This is a genomic window from Novosphingobium jiangmenense (assembly GCF_015694345.1).
GTDB classification, from domain to species: Bacteria; Pseudomonadota; Alphaproteobacteria; order Sphingomonadales; family Sphingomonadaceae; genus Novosphingobium; species Novosphingobium jiangmenense.
In genome coordinates, this window is record NZ_JADQDC010000006.1 from 190,673 (window position 1) to 208,891 (window position 18,219).

The window sequence follows — 18,219 nt, forward strand, 5'->3', positions numbered from 1 at the left end:
CTTGTGCAAGTTGTGTCAGAACTTCGCGCCCACTGTCACGCCGTACATGCGCGGATTGCCGATGTGGTTGTAATCGAAGCCGAAGCCCGCCAGCAGATCCACGCGCGAGGTGAAGTAGAACTTGTCGGTCAGGTTCTTGCCCCAGATCGAGGCATTGAAGCGACCGTCCGCGCTTTCCCAGTCGATGTGCCCGCCCACCAGAGCATAGGAAGACTGGCGCAGCCGGGGCACGTTGAGCACTTCGAAGAACTGGCTCGACTGGTAGGCAATGTCCGGGTGCAACGAGATCTTGCCCATGTCGCCATCGACCAGAGTGAGGTCTACGGTTGCGTTGAAGGTGAAGGTGGGCGCGTTCGAGAGGCGATTGCCCGCCACGTTCACGCCGCTGACGCTGCCGCGCTGGATCTTGGTGGCCAGGACGCCCATGCCGCTGTGGATGGTCAGGCGGTCGCTGGCACGGATGGTCAGCTCGGCCTCGCCACCGTAAATGCGCGACTTCGGAATGTTCAGCAGGGTCTGCGCCGCCGTTGTCGGATCGACGTTGATGAACTGCTGGTTGCGATAGTCGTAATAGAAGCCGGCAACGTTGAGCGTCACCTTTCGATCGGCGAACTGCGTCTTGGCGCCCACTTCATAGGACGTCACCTGCTCGGGCTTCGCGATCGACAGCTCGGATGGATCGAAGAAGGCCTGCGCATTGAAGCTCGGCGCACGATAGCCGCGGCTGACGCTGGCGTAGAGCAGGTTGCCATCGGCCAGCTTGTAATCGAAGCCGATCTTGCCCGAGACGTTGTCCTGCGAATAGCGCAGCGACGACAGCGGGATCAGGTTGACGATCAGCGAGTTGTCAACGCCCAGCGCGTCCGACCGGAACCCGCTCTGCAGGCCGGTATCGTGCGTGTAGCGCAAGCCGCCGCGCATGGTCACCGCGTCGGACAGCTCGTACTTCACGTCCGAATAGATCGCGTAGCTCTTCTTGAGCTGGTCAAACCGGTTGCGGAACAGGCAGGCGAACGGCAGGCCCACGGCGCAGTCGTTGGCAGTGATGCCCGGCACGCCATCGGAATCGATGTCCTTGCCGATCTCGAACGCGGTTTCGTTGAACACCTTCTCGCGGTGGAAGTAGCCGCCGAGGATAAAGTCGAACGGCCCGCCGAAGTCGCTGGTCAGGCGCAGGTCCTGTGCGAACTGGGTGGCGCGGTCGTTATAGGGGATTTCGAGCAGCTGGCTCGCGGTGCCGTCGGTGTCCTCGTAGAAGAACAGGCTGCCCTTGTCCCATGCGGTGATGCTGGTGACGGTCAGCGCATCGGAAACGTCGAAAGTGCTGGTCAGAGCCACCGAATAGGTTCGCGCGCGGCGCTTGGTGTCGATGTTCGAGGCGATCTCGCGCTTGCCGAGGCCAGGCCGGTTTGCTGCCTCCGGCTGCGCATAGATCCCGTAGTTCTGCGGGTTCTGAAAGCTGGTCGAAGCTCGCAGGACAAACCGTACGCCTTCGGTCGCCTCGACGTTCAGGGTCGCGCGGATTGCGTATTCGTCGGTCGAGGCAAGATCGGGCTTGCCGGGAACCACGTTCTTGAACCAGCCATCGGCCTTGGCATAAGTCCCGGCGACGCGCAGCGCTGCCTTGTCGCCCAGCGGCACGTTGACCGCGCCGTTCAGATCAACCCGATTGTAGTTGCCATAGCCCGCGTTGAAGTAGCCGCTGGTCTCGCCGAGTTTGGCATTGTTGGCGATGATATTGACTGCGCCGCCGGTGGTGTTCTTGCCGTAGAGCGTGCCCTGCGGTCCGCGCAGCACTTCCACGCGCTCAAGGTCGTACATGGCAACCCCGAGGAAAGCGAAGTTGCCCTTGTAGACTTCGTCGTAATAGGTTGCGACCGGGCTCGCCTGGTTGAGGCTGTAGTCCGACATCGAGACGCCACGCAGCGAAAAGATCGGCGTGTTGTCGCCCACGATGGAAGTCAGCTGCAGGTTGGCGACCTTTGTCACCAGGCTGTCGACATTGACCACGCGCGACTTCGAAAGCGTATCACCACCGATGGCGGAGACCGAGATCGGAATCGACTGCAGGCTTTCCGCGCGCTTGGTGGCGGTGACCACAATCTCGCCCTCGGGCACTGCGGTCTCGGCCTGCGATTCCTGCGCAAAGGCCGGTGTGGCGATGAAGATGGACGTTGCGGCTACCCCAGCCAGCGCGATCCCGCGAAAAAGACGTTCCCTCATAGTCTTTGCTCCCAAATCAGGGTGATTGCGTTTCTGTTCTTTCCTGCACGAACCCCGCCACCAGCCGTGCTCTCATGTCGGCACGTTCAAGACGCAGGGGATGACGCCGCAATTCGCCGATTTCCTTAGCCGTGTAGGGCCGGAAGTCGGTCGGCATGTGCGCCGGGTCGTAAGTGTAGAGTGTCCAGTTCAGCAGATTGGCGAGGCGCACGTCATCGAGATCGACAGTCGAGACGCCCGGCACCCGCCCGAGAAACTCGCGCCCGCCCGGTACGCCAAGGAACCGTGCGACGATGTTCTTCATCGGCGGATTGGAGTGGTCATCGCCGGTCCCGTCCGGACGATGGCACCCCTGACACTTGAGCATGTAGTCGATGCGCGCCTGCTGCGGATTGCTCACCCCGCGCATCGTCGGCACCGACGCCCGGACGCCCACTGCCGCCGCCAGAACGGCAAGGCCTGCAGCAAGTCCGAGCGCGGTCCGCTTCATTTGCCGCCTGCTCCCTCGTGAAGCTTGGCGACGTCGGCGGACGAGAGCGCCGCGCCCGAAGCCCGGTAGCCTGCAACCTCCTTGTCGGTGAAAGCTTTGAAAGCAGGCCCGGTCTTGGCGATCTGCGTGCCGACATGGTTCAGAACCGCTGCCGCAGAGGCATCGTCGAGGACCTGCGCTGGCATTACCCCGCGATAGGGTTTGCCCTCGACGGTCAACGGTCCGGAAAGTCCCCGAAGCACGGCAAGAGCGATGTAGCGTCGGCCCGCCGGTTTAGCCGCGAGGGCGCGGAAATCCGCTCCCAAAGGCGGATAAGCGCCCGGCACTCCGGCGCCGGTCTTGGTGTGACAGGCTGCGCAACGTGCGAACAACGCTGCGCCATCGGGAGCAGCGACAGCTGGAAGCGCCAGCGCTGCTATGCCCATCGCACCGACAAGACCGAACGCCACCTTCATTTCGGTGCGTCCAGGGCAACGCCTACGATAACCGCAGTCGAGCAGTTGTAGATGCTGCTTTCGGTGCCGAGGCACCAGTTGTAGTCGTTGTTCGATTGCGGGCGCACCTGCGGCCGATCGCCTTCGTTGCGGTTGCACAGGCACTGCCCGCAGGAGGAGACGCCGCAGCAATCGTTGTAGCTGATGACATAGGCGCGGTTGTCAGCCGGATTGGTGCAAGTACCGATCCAGGTGATCGGCGACATCTCTGTCCCTGGCGGGCAAGTGCTGACCGAACCGCCGCAGCACGAGCACAGGAAGCCGTCGATCGCGCAGTAGCGCCAGTAGTCGCACGATGCCTGGTCGCCGGGATCCTGAGGGTTGCCGGAAGAGATCGGAGCATGGCCGCCGCCTCCCCCATGCGGGGATCCGCTGGCGGCTCGTGCCACCGGGAGCACCGGGAAGACCGCTGCCCCGGTGATCGTTGCGCCAAGCCATGCGAGCGTGCTGCGGCGCGAGGTTCCGCGAGCGATGCCGCGCGTCAGGCGTTCAGTCCATTTGTCGAAATTGGCCATGGGTCAGGCTCCGTTCCGGCGGGCGAGAAAATCCTGGATCGAGGCGACGCCCCGCTCCTTGGCTTCGAACAGGCTTTCGAGATGTTCGCGGCTGTTGACGAGGCCCAGCGAGGCGACGCGTCCCTGTTCGTCGAGCAGCACGGCATAGGGCAGCTTCGATACGCCAAAGGCACGGCCGAGCGCTTCCGACAGGACCATGGGCACGCGTTCCAGTCCGCTCGCTTCACGCAGGCGCTGGTACTCGGCCTTCGAACCGTCACCTGCCACGACAATGTCCAGCCAATCGCTTTCAGCACCTGCTGCCGAACGCACGACCGGAAGGAGCGACTTGCATACCGGGCAATCGGGCGAGGCGAAGAACAGCAGCTGACTGCGCCCTGCCCGCTTTCCGCCGATCTCGATGGGCGCCCCCTCGATGGTGGTCACCGTCATGGGACTCGCGACTTCGCCCACTTCGACCTTCTCGTGCAGGGTGAGTGCGCCTGCCGGGGCGACGCGTTCATGCAGGATACCGACCTGCCGGGCGAGTGCTGCGATCAGCAGCCCCTGCACGATGACGGCGGTCCATAACAGGATCTGGGATGTCAGCATCAGTGCTTCCTCCAGCGGGGATGGGGTATGGCAAGCAGCTCGGACGCCGCAAGGTAGAGCGCCAAAAGGCCGGCGGCAGCGAATGGCGCATCAAGCGCAAGCGGTGCCGCCGGCAGGGTGGAAACGATCGCTGCGACCAGTGCGAGCACGGCGGGGCGGGCGATGACTGCCCAGTCTACCGGCTTTTCCCGCGCCACCAGATCGCAGCCACAGTCGAGCGTCTGGCCACGGCGCAACAGCAGTGCTGTGGCGTAGCTGCCCCACACAAGCATCGCGAGCAGCGCACCTGTCGGGCGCAGGACCGGTACCACGAGGCAGAACGCCGCCACGAGTTCCAGCGTCCCGGCCAGGATCAGCGAGGTCATGCCCTGGGCGCGAAGGCCGGTGAGCCTGCTCGCAGCAACTGCAAGCCGTTCGTGCGCCATCGCCTTGTGAACGGCAGAGCCGACCAGCAGCAGGGCAAGGAAAAGGACGATGGACGCCATCTCAAGGCGCCGTGATCAGGATGGGATTTGCCCCGCCGGCGTTGCCGAGTGAACGGACGAAAGCCCCGGTCGCCGCATCATGGACATCGACTTCGCCGTCACCGCGGGCGACGATGAGGCGCGGCGCAGCTTCCTTGGTCAGCGAAATCGCGGTGGCGACACTGCGCAAGGGGATGCGGGCGACGCGGGCCTTGGTCTTGGTGTCAATGACCCAAACTTCGGTTCCGCCATCCTTGTGGCTGCCTTCACGACCATTGGGGCTCATCAGCACGTAGAGCTTGTCGGCTCCGTCAGTCGCGATGACCTGCCAGCCACCGGGCCGCCATTCCGGCGCAGCGCCATCGGCGGTGCCGACATTGAAGCTGCCCGGAAGCGGGCGCGCGACATCGCCGGAAAAGTCGATTGCCTGGATCTGGCCGCGGAAGCTGACGAACCAGGCCGTCGTTCCAACCCACGCCGGGGTGCTGAACAAGGGCTGGTTGTCGATATCCTGCACTTTCTCGATCGTCTTCGACGAGATCGCCTGACCGTCGGGTCCGAGCTTCACGCTGAACAGGGAGCCATCAGCACAAAGGCTGGTAAAGCCGCGTGCGCCGGTCGGGTAGATCTGCGCACAGCCGGGCAGGTCGATCTCCGAGATGACCTTGCGCGAATCGAGGTCGAGAACACTAACCGATTGAGCAGGCGTGAAATTCGCGACAAGTGCCCACTTTTCCGCATTGGTGAACTGAAACAGTTGCGGGTAAGTCACCGACTGCTGGCGCTTTCCGCCGGGCAATACGATTTCACCTTTCGGCTGCAGTGTCGCCATATCCCAGATGGTAACTGCATCGGTCCGTTCGCCACGAGTCAGGCGCGAGTAGAAGGTTTCCGATGTGAGAACTTCGCCGCGCCGGGGAGAGACGAGCATGTTCGCAAACTGTGCCGCGCGCACGATGCCCTTGATCGGACGGTCCGTCGCCGCCGTATCGACAACATACACCCGCCCATCGAGAATGGCGTTGAAGTGGAAGTCGTGGATGAGCACCCATGAGGCGGGCCATTGCGCCGGCAGGGCGGCTACAGCGGGAATGGGTTCCTCCGGCAGTGCCTTCGGGAAAGCCGGCTTGCCCGGCGCAGCGGCAGCGGCAGACGATAGCGCGGTACCTGCCATGGACAGAGCCATGACCAACGCAAACAACCTCATGCGAGCACTCCCCTGAATGCCGTATACTGATGGCCGGATCACACCCCGACCGCAGGGATATAGTCTCAAAGAGGCAACAAATCTGTCAAGTGACCTAATTTTGTCTTGTGACAGGTTTTCGAAGGCCTGCTAGAACAAGGATGGGATTGAGGAATTCTGTCGATGAATCAGTCTGATGATGTGCCAAAATTCGTCACCGACATGGTAATGCCGGAGCGTGAAGGCGGCTATCTGAAGGGGCACGAGACCCGCGAACTGATCCTGCGCACAGCGCTGTCGATCATGATCGAAGAGGGTTATCGCGCCATGTCGATGCGCCGAGTCGCAAGCGCGTGCGGCATGAAGTTCGGCAACCTCACCTACCACTATCGTAGCCGCGAAGACCTTGTCCGCGAATTGATGGAAGCGGTCATCCGGTCCTACGAACTCGAATTTGTCGAGATCGTCCACATGCCCGGCGTGCCCGCCGAAGAGCGGTTGCGCAGGGTGTGCATGCTAATCCTCGACGATATCCGCTCAAAGAAGACCACCCATTTCTTTCCTGAACTGTGGGCTCTGTCGAACCATGACCCGTTCGTGCTGGAACGGATCCAGGAACTTTATGTCCGCGCACGGGCGCCTCTGGTCGAGATCATTGCCGAGATGCGCCCTGATCTCGACGGGGTGTCCCGGGAGACGATCGCCCTGTTCATATCGGGTTCGATGGAAGGAATGACGATCTTCGCCGGTCACGCAAAGCCGTTCGAAAAGCGCATGCCGCAAATCGAGCGGATCGCCGTCCATTCGTTCCTGGCGCTGGTGAAGTCCATAACCGCCGAGGAGATCAAAGGCTTGGTCCGCTCCTGACCGGATAGCCCCGCATCTGCTTGATCCTGCGAAGCGAAAAGCTCGAACGCATCGAGGACACGCCGGGAAGGCGCGCGAGACAATCGCGATGGACGCGGTCGTACTGTTCCAGATCGCGCGCGGCGACGCGCATCAGATAGTCGGCGCTACCGGACATGAGATGGCATTCCAAGATGTCATCAAAATCGAGGACCGACCGCTCGAACCGGTCCATCGCCTCACGGCTCTGGCTGGTCAGCGTGATCTCGACAAATACTTCAACGGACAGGCCAAGCAACCGCGGTTCAAGCCTTGCGCCATAGCCGGCAATGACCCCCGCCTGTTCCAGCGCCTTGATCCGGCGGTGGCAGGCTGAGGAGGACAATGCGACTATCTCCGCCAGCTCGGAGATGGACAACGACGAGTCGTCCTGAAGCGCTTCAAGCAATGCTATGCCTGCGCGATCCACGACATTTTTTCCCACTACTCTGCCAGTTTTGCGAATTTATCACCATTCCGCTCCGCTGTAACGCCCAAATTAGGCAAGAACTGCCGGAACCATCGCGATAATCTTGCGCTCACAGCTTGGGGATCAGGGTTCAAGGAGCACAACATGCGCGTCGGCACCGTCACGGAAATCAAGAACCACGAGTATCGCGTCGGCCTCACGCCTGAGAGCGTGCGGGAATTGGCCGTCCACGGGCATGAAGTCTGGGTGCAGAGCGGTGCCGGAAACGGCATCGGCGCCAGTGATGCGGACTATGTTGCCGCCGGCGCCACGATCACGCCCGACGCGCGCACCGTGTTCGATGGTTGCGAGATGATCGTCAAGGTCAAGGAGCCACAGGCGAGCGAACGCGCGATGCTGCGCAAGGGCCAGATCCTCTACACGTACCTGCACCTGGCGCCTGATCCCGAACAGACAGCCGAACTGGTGAAGTCGGGCGTAACCGCCATAGCCTACGAGACGGTGACCGGCGCCGGAAACACCCTGCCCCTGCTGAAACCGATGAGCCAGGTGGCCGGGCGCATGGCCATCCAGGCTGGTGCGACCGCCTTGGAGAAAGCGCATGGCGGACGCGGCGTGCTGCTCGGCGGCGTTCCGGGGGTTCTTCCCGGCAAGGTCGTGGTCATCGGCGGCGGCGTGGTCGGCTTCAACGCCGCGCAGATGGCGGTCGGCCTTGGTGCGGATGTCACGATCCTCGATCGCGACCCCGACGTGCTGGAGCGGCTCGACAACCATTTCGAAGGTCGCGCCCGCACGCTTTACTCCGGCAAGGCGGCGCTGGCATCGCTGGTGGCACAGGCTGATCTGGTGATCGGCGCGGTGCTCATTCCGGGCGCGGCGGCCCCGAAGCTGGTGACGCGCGACATGCTCTCGACGATGAAGCCCGGCGCGGTGCTGGTGGACGTCGCCATTGATCAGGGCGGCTGCTTCGAGACCTCGCACGCCACAACCCATGCCGAGCCGACGTATGTCGTCGACGGCGTCGTCCATTATTGTGTCGCCAACATGCCCGGCGCAGTTGCCCGCACCAGCACCTATGCCCTCAACAACGTCACCCTGCCGCACGCACTGCGCATTGCCGATAAGGGGTGGAGGGCCGCGCTCAAGGCCGATCCGAACCTTGCTGCCGGTCTCAACGTAAACGAAGGCAAAGTGACCTATCAGGCTGTCGCAGCGGAGCTTGGCTACGACTACGTGCCTGTTTCGGACGTACTTGGCTGATCAGATCGCGTTGATGTCGACCACGGTGGGGATCGTGTCGTTGAGCAGAATGATCTTCTTGCGCGCGATCCGCCACCCGTCGGCTGACTGCACGAGATTGTATTCGTAGCGGCCGAAGAAGCAGTCCGCCCGGTTCATCCGCACGTCGAAACGGTGGCAGGTAAATGCTGCGGAAACGTCCATGACCCGTTCCGCTGCGCTCATGACCAGCACGTTGGTCACCTGATGCACGACGCGCGGCAAAGGCGACGATGCGGTCGAAAGTCCCGAAGTCAGCCGCATTAGCCGATCTTCAAGATTGCGCCGCCCCTTGTAGTAGATCAGCGAAAGCTCGCGATCCGGATCCTGCGTCGGCGTGGTTTCATCGCGCCAGGCGGGCATCCAGAACTCGGCATCCTCGGCATAGAGTGCGAGCCATTCGTCGAAGCGTCCGCTGTCGATCAGCAAGGCCTCGCGATAGAGCAGGTCCTTCGCCTCGCTAGTGAGTGCAGCCGTGGTCATGCTCCGAACTCCCCGGCCATGCGCTGTGCCCAGGCGCGGTAGTAGCTGTGGTAAAGCGTTTCATCGCACAGCTGCGAGTCCGCAAGCACGCTGCGCTCGGGGAACAGGTCGATGCGGTCGGCGAAGCGGTTTCCGCCCGCTACGCTCGCTGTCATGCCGCGCGCATAGCCCTGCAGCCATGGTTCCGTGGCAGCGGCAAAGCCGATCTGGCAGTTCTCGTATGACACAGTGTCGTCCGGAGTAGCCATGCCGGTGGGGTTGAAGAAGTCTTCGTACTGGCGGATGCGCTGCCGACGCGCCGCAGCACTCTCTCCCTTCGGCGCGATGCACCAGGTGCGCATCTCGGTCAGGCCGGGCCCGAGCGGACGGATCACGCGCAACTGGCTCGAAGCATTCTCCGCGACCTGCAGGTTGGGGAAGATCGTGAGGTTGCGCATGTTGAACATCCAGTCGCGCCTCGCCTCGCCATGCCGCTCTGCCAGTGCCCCCGCGCGCTCGTAGAGCGGGATCGCGGGGGTGACGCCGAACACGCCCCAGTTGAGCACGTGCCCATTTGCAAAGCTGAAGCTGCCGCCCCCGACGCCTTGCGTCTCCTCCTTCCAGTAGTCGCTGTTCTCCCAAACCGAGGCCACGACGTCCTCGCTCATCTCTTTCTGCCGCCGTTCGAGCACGCGAATGTAGGAAGGATGCGGCGAGGTGAAGTGGTAGGCGTCCGAGCAGTTCTCGAGCTGCAGCTTCCAGTTCGCCTCGTAGGTGAAGGTAACCTGGCCGGGGACAAGCTCGAGGCCCTCCTCGCTCTGATCCGCCACCAGATCGAGCAGCTTGGCCGCTTCGCCGAGATAATCGGCGAGATCAGGCACGTCGGCGTTGAGGCTGCCAAACAGGAAACCCCGATGGTTGGCGAAGCGGGGCAGGACGGCAAGGCCGTGGTCGTCGCGATCGAAGGCTTCGGAGTAGCAGCCCGCCGCCTTCCACTTCACCGCCTTGTTGCGACCCGCGCTGTCGAACGACCAGCTGTGATAAGGGCACACGTGCAGGCGCGCATTGCCCTGCCGCACTTGCGCCAGCCTCGCGCCCTTGTGCGGGCACGAGTTGACGAAAGCCCGCAAAACGCCCTCGCCATCGCGCTGCACCAGCACAGGCACCCGTCCGGCGAAGGTCGTGAAAAAGTCGTGCGCTCCGGCTGCCTGGCTTTCCAGCCCGAGGAAGACCCAGCCGCCCTCGAACAAGTGCCGCATCTCCGCATCGAACACCGCCTGATCGGTAAAGATGCGCCGCGAGACGCGGAAAATGCCCTCGTCGGGCCGGTCGTCGATCAGATCCGTCAGCCTCACAGCACCACCGCCTCGACCAGCGTCGGCCCATCGGCCGACAGCGACCAGCGCAGCGCCGCTTCAAGCGATGCAGCGTCCTCGGCGCGCCGTGCCGCTACGCCGTGACCCTCGGCCAGCTTGCAGAAATCCAGCTCCGGAAACTGCGTGCCAACCAGCGTTTGCATGCCGAAGTGCCGTCCGAAATGATGCAGCGCCTCATAGCGATTGTTCTTGATCACCACGAAGCTGACAGAGAGGCCATGCTGCACCGCGGCGTGCAGCCCTTGGATCGCGTACATCGCAGAGCCATCACCCAGCACCGCGATCACCTTGTCCGCGGGGCGCGCCATGGCCATGCCAACTGCTGCAGGAAGACCATGCCCCAGTCCGCCACTGGCCGTGGTGTAGAACGTGTCCTTGCGCAGGATCGGCAGGTAATCATGCATGGGACCGCGGCTTGACGGCGCTTCCTCGACGATGACCATCTCTGGCCCGCGCAGATCGGCCAAGCATTGCAGCACGAAGGCATCGGTCATGGCCGCCCCGTCGAGCCGGGGCGCTGGAATGCGAAGCGGAGGCGCCGGGCGGTCCACATCGTTCGCCATCGCAAGCAGCGATGCCAATGCTGCCTTGCAATTGGCCACCATGGCTGTGCCTGCCGGAGCCCAAGCCGCGTGGACGTGATTGTCGCCGATCAACCAGACGTCACATTCCGAGGGCACGTGCGGCCCATGGCCTTCGACATGATAGAGGCTCATTGGTCCACCCAAGGCCAGCACGAAATCATAGGGTTCGAGCGCCGCGACGATGGCTTCCCGGCCAGCTGTCAGGAACCCGGCAAACAACGGATGATCCTCAGGGAAACTGCACCTTGCCGACATCGGCGCCACCCAGACCGGAGCATTGTGCTTCTCGGCCAGCGCCACCACTTCGTCCCAAGCGCGGTCCCGAGCCACCCCTGCCCCGACAACGATTGCGGGACTGCGCGATGCGGCAAGCGCATCTGCGCACCGCGCAATCGCGGTGCCGTCGGGCTGACGTGAAGGGAAGACCTTGCGCGGCTCGAACGGCTCGCACTCGCGGTCCCAGTCGTCGATCGGAATGGACACGAATGTCGGACCGCAGGGCGGCTCCATCGCCACCAGCCACGCGCGATGGATAGCGGCTGGCACGTCCTCGGCCCGCGCCGGTTCGCAGGACCATTTCACGAAGGGACGCGGAAACTCGCTGGCCCGCTCGGCAAACAGGAAGGGCTCATAAGGAAGGATCGAACGTGCCTGCTGACCGGCAGTGACTACCAGCGGAGTCTGGTTCTTGTAGGCGGTAAACAGGTTGCCGAGCGCATGCCCGACACCCGCAGAACTGTGCAGATTGACGATTGCAGCTTGGCCAGTGCCCTGCGCGAAACCATCGGCCATACCCAGGACAACACTTTCCTGCAGCCCCATGACATACCGGAAGTCTGCCGGAAAATCACGGAACATGGGCAGTTCTGTCGACCCGGGATTGCCAAATACAGTCGTCATCCCGAGCTCGCGCAGCAGCTCAATTGTCACTTCCCGCACCGTCGGCATCGTACTCTCCAAAGGTATTTGAAGACAGGATGCCGATCACGACCCTTAGATACAATTGCAATCTCTGCTCAAAGTCATACGCATTGTGCATGGATTTTGACGAACGCCAACTCCGCGCCTTCCTGGCTATTGCCGACACCGGAAGTCTTGGACGCGCCTCCCGAATGGTGAACCTCACCCAGCCCTCGCTCAGTCGACAAATCCAGTCGATGGAACAACGCCTCGGGCACCGCCTGTTTGACCGCGGCAGCAAAGGCATGATGCTGACCCAGGCAGGCTCAACCCTGCTTCCCCATGCCCGCCATCTCGTCGGCGAAATGGAAGCCACGCGTCACGAACTCGCCGCACTGGTGGGTCTCAAACGCGGCGCAGTCAGGCTCGGTGCCGCAGCTGCAGTCCTTCGCACACTGGTTGCCGAGACTGTGGGCAAAGTCCTCGCCGAAACCCCGCTCCTGTCCTTCGATCTGATCGAGGCGGTCGATGGCGAGCTGCTTGAGGCACTGCTAACCCGGCGCATCGACATCGCCATTACCGCGCAGCCGCTGAAGCACCGAGATGTCCAGGAAATCGGAACCTGCGCCTATGACGATGCGTTCGCGGCCTTCTGCGCAAGCAGCCATCCCATCGGCAAAATGCCGACATTCGCCGAAGCGATGCGCCATGGCTGGGTCATGCCCAGCAGCGCATTTACGCCCCGCTTGCTCTTTGAAGAGATCACCGCCTCTCACGGCCAACTCGCGCCGCAAGTCTCGGTCGAGTGCAGTTCGGTGGAACTCATGATCGCAATCTCTGCTCGGAGCGAGTTGCTGTGCTGGCTGCCTGAGCCATTGCTGCAGCCCCATCTCGCCAACGGCAGCATGCGCAAGCTCGCCATCCCCGAACTCGAGATAACCAGGCAATTCCGCGTCTACCGACGCAAGGCGGGGCTCTTGCCCGACGCTGCGCGGCAATTCACGAAGCACTTGCCAATGCAGGGAAGCGGCACTTGACCTGACCGAGACCGGACCGGGATACTCGCGCACGTACGTGCACATGTGTGGAGGACCCCGTGATCGAACGCGTTGTTGTTGTTGGTGCCGGTGCGATGGGATGCCTCTTTGCAGCGCGGCTTGCCCACGCTGGCAGCATGGTAACCGTAGTCGATGTTGACCAAGCGAGGCTCGATCACATTTCTGCCGAGGGAATCCGCCTGCACGACGAGTTCGGCGAGCGCACCATCCGCGTCGCGGCCAGCACTGCACAAGCGGCTCCGTCGGCAGATCTGGTGCTGCTTTTCACCAAAGCTGTCCACAGCCGTTCCGCTATCGCCTCGGTCGCACATCTGGCCGATGGTAATGCCTGCGCGCTGACGCTCCAGAACGGGCTGGGTAACGCCGAGGCGTTAGCGGAAGTCTTTGCGCCGGAGAAAGTTCTGCTCGGCGTCACCGATTGGCCGGCAGACCTTGCACCACCCAATGGCGTTTCGGCGCATGGGACAGGTCACGTCTGGCTCGGCGCCTTGAATCCGGCTAGCGCACCCGCAGCCAATGCCGTCGTCGAATTGCTCGATGCTGCACGGATGTCAGCGCAGCATGATACCCAGGTGCTTGAGGCAATATGGGAAAAGGCTGCGTTCAATGCGGCCTTAAACGCGCTTTCGACGATCTTGAACACGCCCGTTGGCGGACTGGACACGCCCGACGGGCGCCGGATCGCGACTGCGGTTATCGACGAGACAATCGCAGTCGCCTTGACTCGCAACATCGCGATGAACCGCGAACGGCTCCTGGCCAAGATGGATTTCGCTCTAGCCAATCACAAGGCGCACAAGCCATCGATGCTGCAGGACAGGCTCGCCGGACGAGCAACCGAAATCGAAGCGATCAATGGCCAGATCGTCCTCGCCGCGCGCGAGGCAGGGATCGCTGCTCCTGTGACAGAAACACTCGCAGCACTTGTCAGGATGGGCGAGCCCGGGCGGAACTGATCCGCACCGGGCTCTCCGGCATCAGAACTTCGCGCCCGCGCGCAGGCCAAACGTCCGCGGCGTGGTCGGCACGATGTAGGGACGCTGGGTGCAGGCACCGCACTGGACGAAGCGGGAAAGCTGGCCGCGCTCGTCGGTCAGGTTGCGCACGAAGGCTTCGATCGAATAGGTCGACCACTCGCCACCGATGGCGAGATTGACCTGCCCGAAGCCCTCAAGACGTCCCTGTGCGGCGGCAAAGTCGACGCGCAGGTCCGAGCTTGCCGAGCTCTGGTAGGTCGCGTTGACCTGGCCATAGACCTTGCCCTCGCCCATCGGAACCGTGTAGCGCGCCGTGCCGCTCATCTTCCACTGCGGCGTGATCGGCAGGCGCGTGCCCGCCGGAGCCTGAAGCGAGTTGTCCGGCCCTGTGCAGGCGAACGTCGGATCGATCGCTGAGCAGAGGTTGTTGCGGATCTTCGCGTCGGTGTAGGCGCCAGACAGGTTGATGCTCAGGCGGTCAAGCGAGATTGCGGCATCGAGGTCGAAGCCACGGATGCGCGCATTCGGCCCGTTGGTAATGATCGTGAAGCTGTTCGGGCCGAGGTAGGAGAACTGGAAGTTCTTCCAGTCCTGCTGGTAGATTGCGCCGTTAAGGCGCAGCAGACCATTGGCCCAGGTCGATTTGAAGCCGATCTCGTAGTTGGTTAGGTAATCGGGCTGATAGGCACCGAAGTCACCACGACGATTGATGCCGCCCGGACGGAAACCGCGGGACACAGTCGCATAAGCCAGCAAATCGCTGTTCGGCTTCCAGGTGGCGTTGAAGCGATAAGTCCCGCCGGAACCGTTCGCCTTCACCGGCTTCACCTGACCGTTGATCACTCGGCCGAGGTTGTTGCAGGGGCTCCCGGCGACGACGGGGGGAAGCAGCGTGCCGGAACCAGTCCGTTGCCAATCGCCATTGTCGTCCTTGGTATAGAGGCGTTGACCGTTGGTCGTGAAGCAACTGCCGACGCCGGTACCGAAGCTCCCTGCACCGTTGTACGGCGAGTCCGTGAAGTCGTTTCCGGGGTTGCGGCCGAAACCGAAGAAACCGACCAGCGAGTTGTCATAGATGAACGCACGGCCACCGGCTGTCAGCGTCACCGTCGGCGAAACGTCAAGGCTGAACTCGCCGAACATGGCGTAGTCCTTGTCGACCCGCTTCTGCTGCGTCAGCCACAGGGTGCCGGGGAAGCCATTGACTGAAACCAGCGGCCCCAGGTTTTTGATCTTGTAGTCCTGATGGATCAGGTTCGACTGATACTGGTAGAACACGCCGCCGACGAAGCGGAAGGCTTCTGTCGAAGGCGAAGCAACGCGGAACTCTTGGCTCAGCTTCTTGAAGTGGTCCGTGCCGATCACGTTCTGGCGCGGATCGATCGTGTTGCCCAAGGAATCCTGATAATAGAAGTAGTTGGCGAGCCCACCAACCGACTCATAGAGCGAATCGTAGGCCTCGGAGTAGTCGGTGTAATCGCTCGACTGGTAGGTCTTGCGATCGAGGTACGCACCGGCATAAGTCGCGTCCCAGCTGCCCAGCTTGCCCTCGATGGTCAGCGCGGCCTGCCAGAACTTGTCGTTGCGCGATTCCGGGAAGAAGTGCTGGACCTGCAGGTCGCCAACCGACGGATCGTAGCCGTAGGAACCACGGCTTTTGGTTTCCTGGAACATAAACTGGGGCGTGACCGTCCAGTTCTCGTCCAGGTCGACCTTCAGCGCTGCTCGGCCGCCGTAGATGTCAGTGTAGTTGTAGTCCTTCTTGACGAAGGCAGCGTTGTTGACGCTGATGCCGTCCTTGATGCAGCCGTTGATATCGCCCGCGCTGTCAAAAGTCGGCGTGCCGCAGAAGGTGCGCGTGCCGGCGACGTTGTCGATGAAACCTGCGTCGCGCTGATACCATCCGACAACGCGCAGCGCGGCATTGGACGATAGCGGAGCATTGATCATGCCTTCCAGCTTGTAGCCCTGCCCGCCCTTGCTGACGGTGTTCACCTCGCCATCGACGCTGCCATAGAAGCCGTTGGTATCCGGCTTGTTGGTGATGATGCGGATCGTGCCGGCTTCGGACGAAGCGCCGTAGAGCGTGCCCTGCGGACCGGAAAGACTCTCGATGCGGGCAATGTCGTAGACGTGGACGTCAAGGTTGCCGCCGATCGTCGTGACCGGCTGTTCGTCAAGATAGACGCCGACCGAAGGCAGCGAGCCGGAGTGGTTGCCGTCACCGCCCGAAGCCACGCCGCGCATGTAGACCACATTCGTGCCCGGCGTGCCGCCCAGTGCCTGGAACGTCACCGAGGGCAGCTGCTGCGCATAATCGGTAAAATTCGCAACGCCGAGCTGCTCGAGCTTCTGCGTGCCGAGTGCCTGGATCGAGATCGGCACGTTCTGGAGATTCTCGCTACGCTTCTGCGCGGTCACGATGATCACGTTGGGATCGGAATTCTCGGCCTCTGTCTGCGCTTGCTGCGCCAGAGCCGGCATGCTGATCGCCGTTCCTGCCAGCATCAGAAGCCGTGCCAGTTGCGTGCGACGATTGGTCTTCAAATTCCCGCGCATACAGAATGTACCCTCATGTTTCTGTTTTGCGTACGAATGCTGCTCTGCGGCATGCCCTATCGTCAAGCATGAGGGTGCGGGAAACGTTTGTTAAGTCTGGACCGTGGCTAATTTACAACGATGTTGGTTCAGAATCTGGACGGCGGTTCTGGATACGATTCCAGCACCTCGCCCAGCGCGGCCTTGAGCGGATCGAGCCAAGGCTCGAACGGCTTCCATGCCTCGGTCCCTTCGCGGAAGATCGGGCGGCGGACCTGCTCGGAACTCGCCGTACGCACCGCGCGCTCGGTTTCGTGAAAGGCCAGGCAGGCAGGCTCGAAAGGCAGACCGCAATGCGCCAGCAGCGCGCGGACTTCGGCTTCGGTGTCATCCACCATGCGCTCGTAGATCACGCGGTGGACCAGCCCGGGCATGACCCGGTCATAATGCGCCATGGCCCTCACGTAGTCCCGGTAATACCGCCCCATGTCGTCGAGCGAATAGCTGAATCCCTGCCCCCGCGCGAAGTGCTGCTTGAAATTGGAAAAGCAGCAGGCAAGCGGATGGCGCCGTGCGTCAACGATCTTTGCGTTCGGCAGGATCAGCCGGATGAAGGGCACGTGGAGCCAGTTGTTCGGCATCTTGTCGATGAACAAGGGTCGCGAAGTGTGGCGCTGCACGCGGGTGCGCGCGAGATAAGCTTCGCCCAATTTGCGCAGTTCGCCATTGGGCAGATCGCCCAGCCCAGCAGGATAGCCTTCCACCTGCCGTGCCAGAAAGCCGATATCGGAAAGTTCGCTGGTCCCTTCGACTTGCGAATGGCTGGCGAGGATCTGCTCGACCAGCGTCGATCCGGCGCGGGGCATGCCGAGTACGAAGATCGGATCCGGTGCCTCGCACCCCTGCCCCGCCAGCCTGGCCATCAGCGCAGGAGTGAACGTGGCGATCGCCGCGTCCACGCTCTCGGTAGTATCCTGTGCCTGATAGGGCATTCGGCGGCGGCGCAGTTCGTTGCCAGCCGCATAGTGCCCGAACGACGCCTCCGCCTCGCCCCGGTCCTCGAACGCCTTGCCGAGCGAGAAGTCGAGATGCCAGCGATCTTCCGGAGTCAGGTCGTCGCCTGCCAGCGCAGCTTGCATGGCGGCGATGTCTTCGTCGGAGAACTTCACCGTCTTGAGATTTGCCAGACTCCACCACGCCTCGCCCAGCACCGGCAGCAATTCGATAGCCTTGCGGTAGGCCGCCACGCCTTCCGACTGGCGCCCTACGGTCTTGAGCATGTGTCCATAGCTCATCCACACGCGCGGCTGGTTCGGCGCTTGTCGCAGCACCTGCTCGTACAGCGCCAGAGCCTCGTCGAACTCGCCGATGCGGCCATAGGCAGCGGCCTGAAGGTTGGCGTGCCCGGCATTGTCGGGATCGTCCGCGGTGACTCTCGCCAGCTCCTCGAGAGCTTCAGGCGCGCGGTTTGTGCGATAGAGTACGAGCGCGAGATTGGCCCGCGCTGCCGTGAACTGCGGAGCGAGTTCGATGGCCCGGCGGAGCAGGTTCTCGGCATCCTGATAGCGTCCGATACGCCCCGCCAGTTCGGCGAAGAGGCGAATCACGCGCACGTCGAACGGGTCTTCTTTCAGCAGCGAGCGCAGCAGCGGTTCCGCCGTCGGCAGGTCATTCTCGTTCATCGCCAGAGCCGCGCGCACCAGGCGTGGATCATAGGCCGGGAGAGCAACCGGAGGAACGGACGTGGTTACGTTGGTCATCGTCGGCA

At 62.6% G+C, this 18,219-nt stretch carries 17 protein-coding genes; 4 read left to right on the forward strand and 13 right to left on the reverse strand.

Features of this window, described 5'->3' with window-relative positions; translation table 11 throughout:
* Positions 1–15 precede the first annotated feature (15 nt).
* The 7 genes from I2488_RS10960 to I2488_RS10990 are packed head-to-tail and all read right to left on the reverse strand — an operon-like array spanning position 16 to position 5,984.
* Positions 16–2,223 carry a TonB-dependent receptor gene (locus I2488_RS10960; protein ID WP_196275835.1) on the reverse strand — a complete coding sequence of 736 codons (2,208 nt, stop codon included), beginning with the start codon at positions 2,221–2,223 and terminating at the stop codon, positions 16–18.
* A gap of 16 nt (positions 2,224–2,239) precedes the next feature.
* Positions 2,240–2,713 (reverse strand): cytochrome c family protein, encoded by a 474-nt coding sequence (locus I2488_RS10965; RefSeq protein ID WP_196275836.1) that lies wholly within the window; start codon positions 2,711–2,713, stop codon positions 2,240–2,242.
* The gene (locus I2488_RS10970) at positions 2,710–3,168 is read right to left on the reverse strand and encodes a c-type cytochrome (protein WP_196275837.1); all 459 of its coding nucleotides are present in this window, start codon (positions 3,166–3,168) and stop codon (positions 2,710–2,712) included. Before I2488_RS10970 ends, I2488_RS10965 begins: the two co-directional genes overlap by 4 nt.
* Complete coding sequence (locus I2488_RS10975; RefSeq protein WP_196275838.1) at positions 3,165–3,722, reverse strand: methylamine dehydrogenase light chain; 558 nt, start codon at positions 3,720–3,722, stop codon at positions 3,165–3,167. The genes I2488_RS10970 and I2488_RS10975 overlap by 4 nt, the downstream gene beginning before the upstream one ends.
* A 3-nt stretch (positions 3,723–3,725) precedes the next feature.
* Entirely contained in the window at positions 3,726–4,313 is a 588-nt protein-coding gene (locus I2488_RS10980) for a thioredoxin fold domain-containing protein (RefSeq protein ID WP_196275839.1), read from the reverse strand.
* A complete protein-coding gene (locus I2488_RS10985; RefSeq protein ID WP_196275840.1) occupies positions 4,313–4,798 on the reverse strand; it encodes a MauE/DoxX family redox-associated membrane protein in 486 nt (161 codons plus the stop codon). Before I2488_RS10985 ends, I2488_RS10980 begins: the two co-directional genes overlap by 1 nt.
* Position 4,799: 1 nt before the next feature.
* Complete coding sequence (locus tag I2488_RS10990; RefSeq protein ID WP_196275841.1) at positions 4,800–5,984, reverse strand: amine dehydrogenase large subunit; 1,185 nt, start codon at positions 5,982–5,984, stop codon at positions 4,800–4,802.
* 162 nt (positions 5,985–6,146) lie between these two features.
* Between I2488_RS10990 and I2488_RS10995 the strand changes: the two genes are divergently transcribed.
* Entirely contained in the window at positions 6,147–6,830 is a 684-nt protein-coding gene (locus I2488_RS10995) for a TetR/AcrR family transcriptional regulator (protein WP_196275842.1), read from the forward strand.
* Here the strand turns inward: I2488_RS10995 and I2488_RS11000 are convergent.
* Positions 6,808–7,278 carry an Lrp/AsnC ligand binding domain-containing protein gene (locus I2488_RS11000; RefSeq protein ID WP_196275843.1) on the reverse strand — a complete coding sequence of 157 codons (471 nt, stop codon included), beginning with the start codon at positions 7,276–7,278 and terminating at the stop codon, positions 6,808–6,810. The two genes, I2488_RS10995 and I2488_RS11000, sit on opposite strands and share 23 nt — an antisense overlap.
* A gap of 144 nt (positions 7,279–7,422) precedes the next feature.
* On the opposite strand from I2488_RS11000, the gene ald reads away from it, so the two are divergent.
* Positions 7,423–8,538: an alanine dehydrogenase gene (gene ald / locus I2488_RS11005; RefSeq protein ID WP_196275844.1), complete on the forward strand. Its 1,116-nt coding sequence runs from the start codon at positions 7,423–7,425 to the stop codon at positions 8,536–8,538.
* Here ald and I2488_RS11010 read toward each other — a convergent pair whose 3' ends face one another.
* The 3 genes from I2488_RS11010 to mdlC are packed head-to-tail and all read right to left on the reverse strand — an operon-like array spanning position 8,539 to position 11,926.
* A complete protein-coding gene (locus I2488_RS11010; protein WP_196275845.1) occupies positions 8,539–9,039 on the reverse strand; it encodes an aromatic-ring-hydroxylating dioxygenase subunit beta in 501 nt (166 codons plus the stop codon). It abuts the gene before it with no gap.
* On the reverse strand, positions 9,036–10,373 hold the full coding sequence (locus I2488_RS11015; protein WP_196275846.1) for an SRPBCC family protein: 1,338 nt from the start codon (positions 10,371–10,373) through the stop codon (positions 9,036–9,038). Before I2488_RS11015 ends, I2488_RS11010 begins: the two co-directional genes overlap by 4 nt.
* Positions 10,370–11,926, reverse strand: coding sequence for a benzoylformate decarboxylase (mdlC, locus tag I2488_RS11020; protein WP_196275847.1), 1,557 nt, complete (start codon positions 11,924–11,926; stop codon positions 10,370–10,372). Before mdlC ends, I2488_RS11015 begins: the two co-directional genes overlap by 4 nt.
* Before the next feature lie 89 nt (positions 11,927–12,015).
* On the opposite strand from mdlC, the gene I2488_RS11025 reads away from it, so the two are divergent.
* Both I2488_RS11025 and I2488_RS11030 read left to right on the forward strand, forming a co-directional pair.
* A complete protein-coding gene (locus I2488_RS11025; RefSeq protein ID WP_196275848.1) occupies positions 12,016–12,915 on the forward strand; it encodes a LysR family transcriptional regulator in 900 nt (299 codons plus the stop codon).
* A 59-nt stretch (positions 12,916–12,974) separates the two neighbouring features.
* The gene (locus tag I2488_RS11030; protein ID WP_343071050.1) at positions 12,975–13,892 is read left to right on the forward strand and encodes a ketopantoate reductase family protein; all 918 of its coding nucleotides are present in this window, start codon (positions 12,975–12,977) and stop codon (positions 13,890–13,892) included.
* 21 nt (positions 13,893–13,913) lie between these two features.
* Here I2488_RS11030 and I2488_RS11035 read toward each other — a convergent pair whose 3' ends face one another.
* Both I2488_RS11035 and I2488_RS11040 read right to left on the reverse strand, forming a co-directional pair.
* Positions 13,914–16,472 (reverse strand): TonB-dependent receptor, encoded by a 2,559-nt coding sequence (locus tag I2488_RS11035; RefSeq protein WP_196275849.1) that lies wholly within the window; start codon positions 16,470–16,472, stop codon positions 13,914–13,916.
* A 128-nt stretch (positions 16,473–16,600) separates the two neighbouring features.
* Entirely contained in the window at positions 16,601–18,211 is a 1,611-nt protein-coding gene (locus tag I2488_RS11040; RefSeq protein WP_246465613.1) for a tetratricopeptide repeat-containing sulfotransferase family protein, read from the reverse strand.
* Positions 18,212–18,219: the final 8 nt, after the last annotated feature.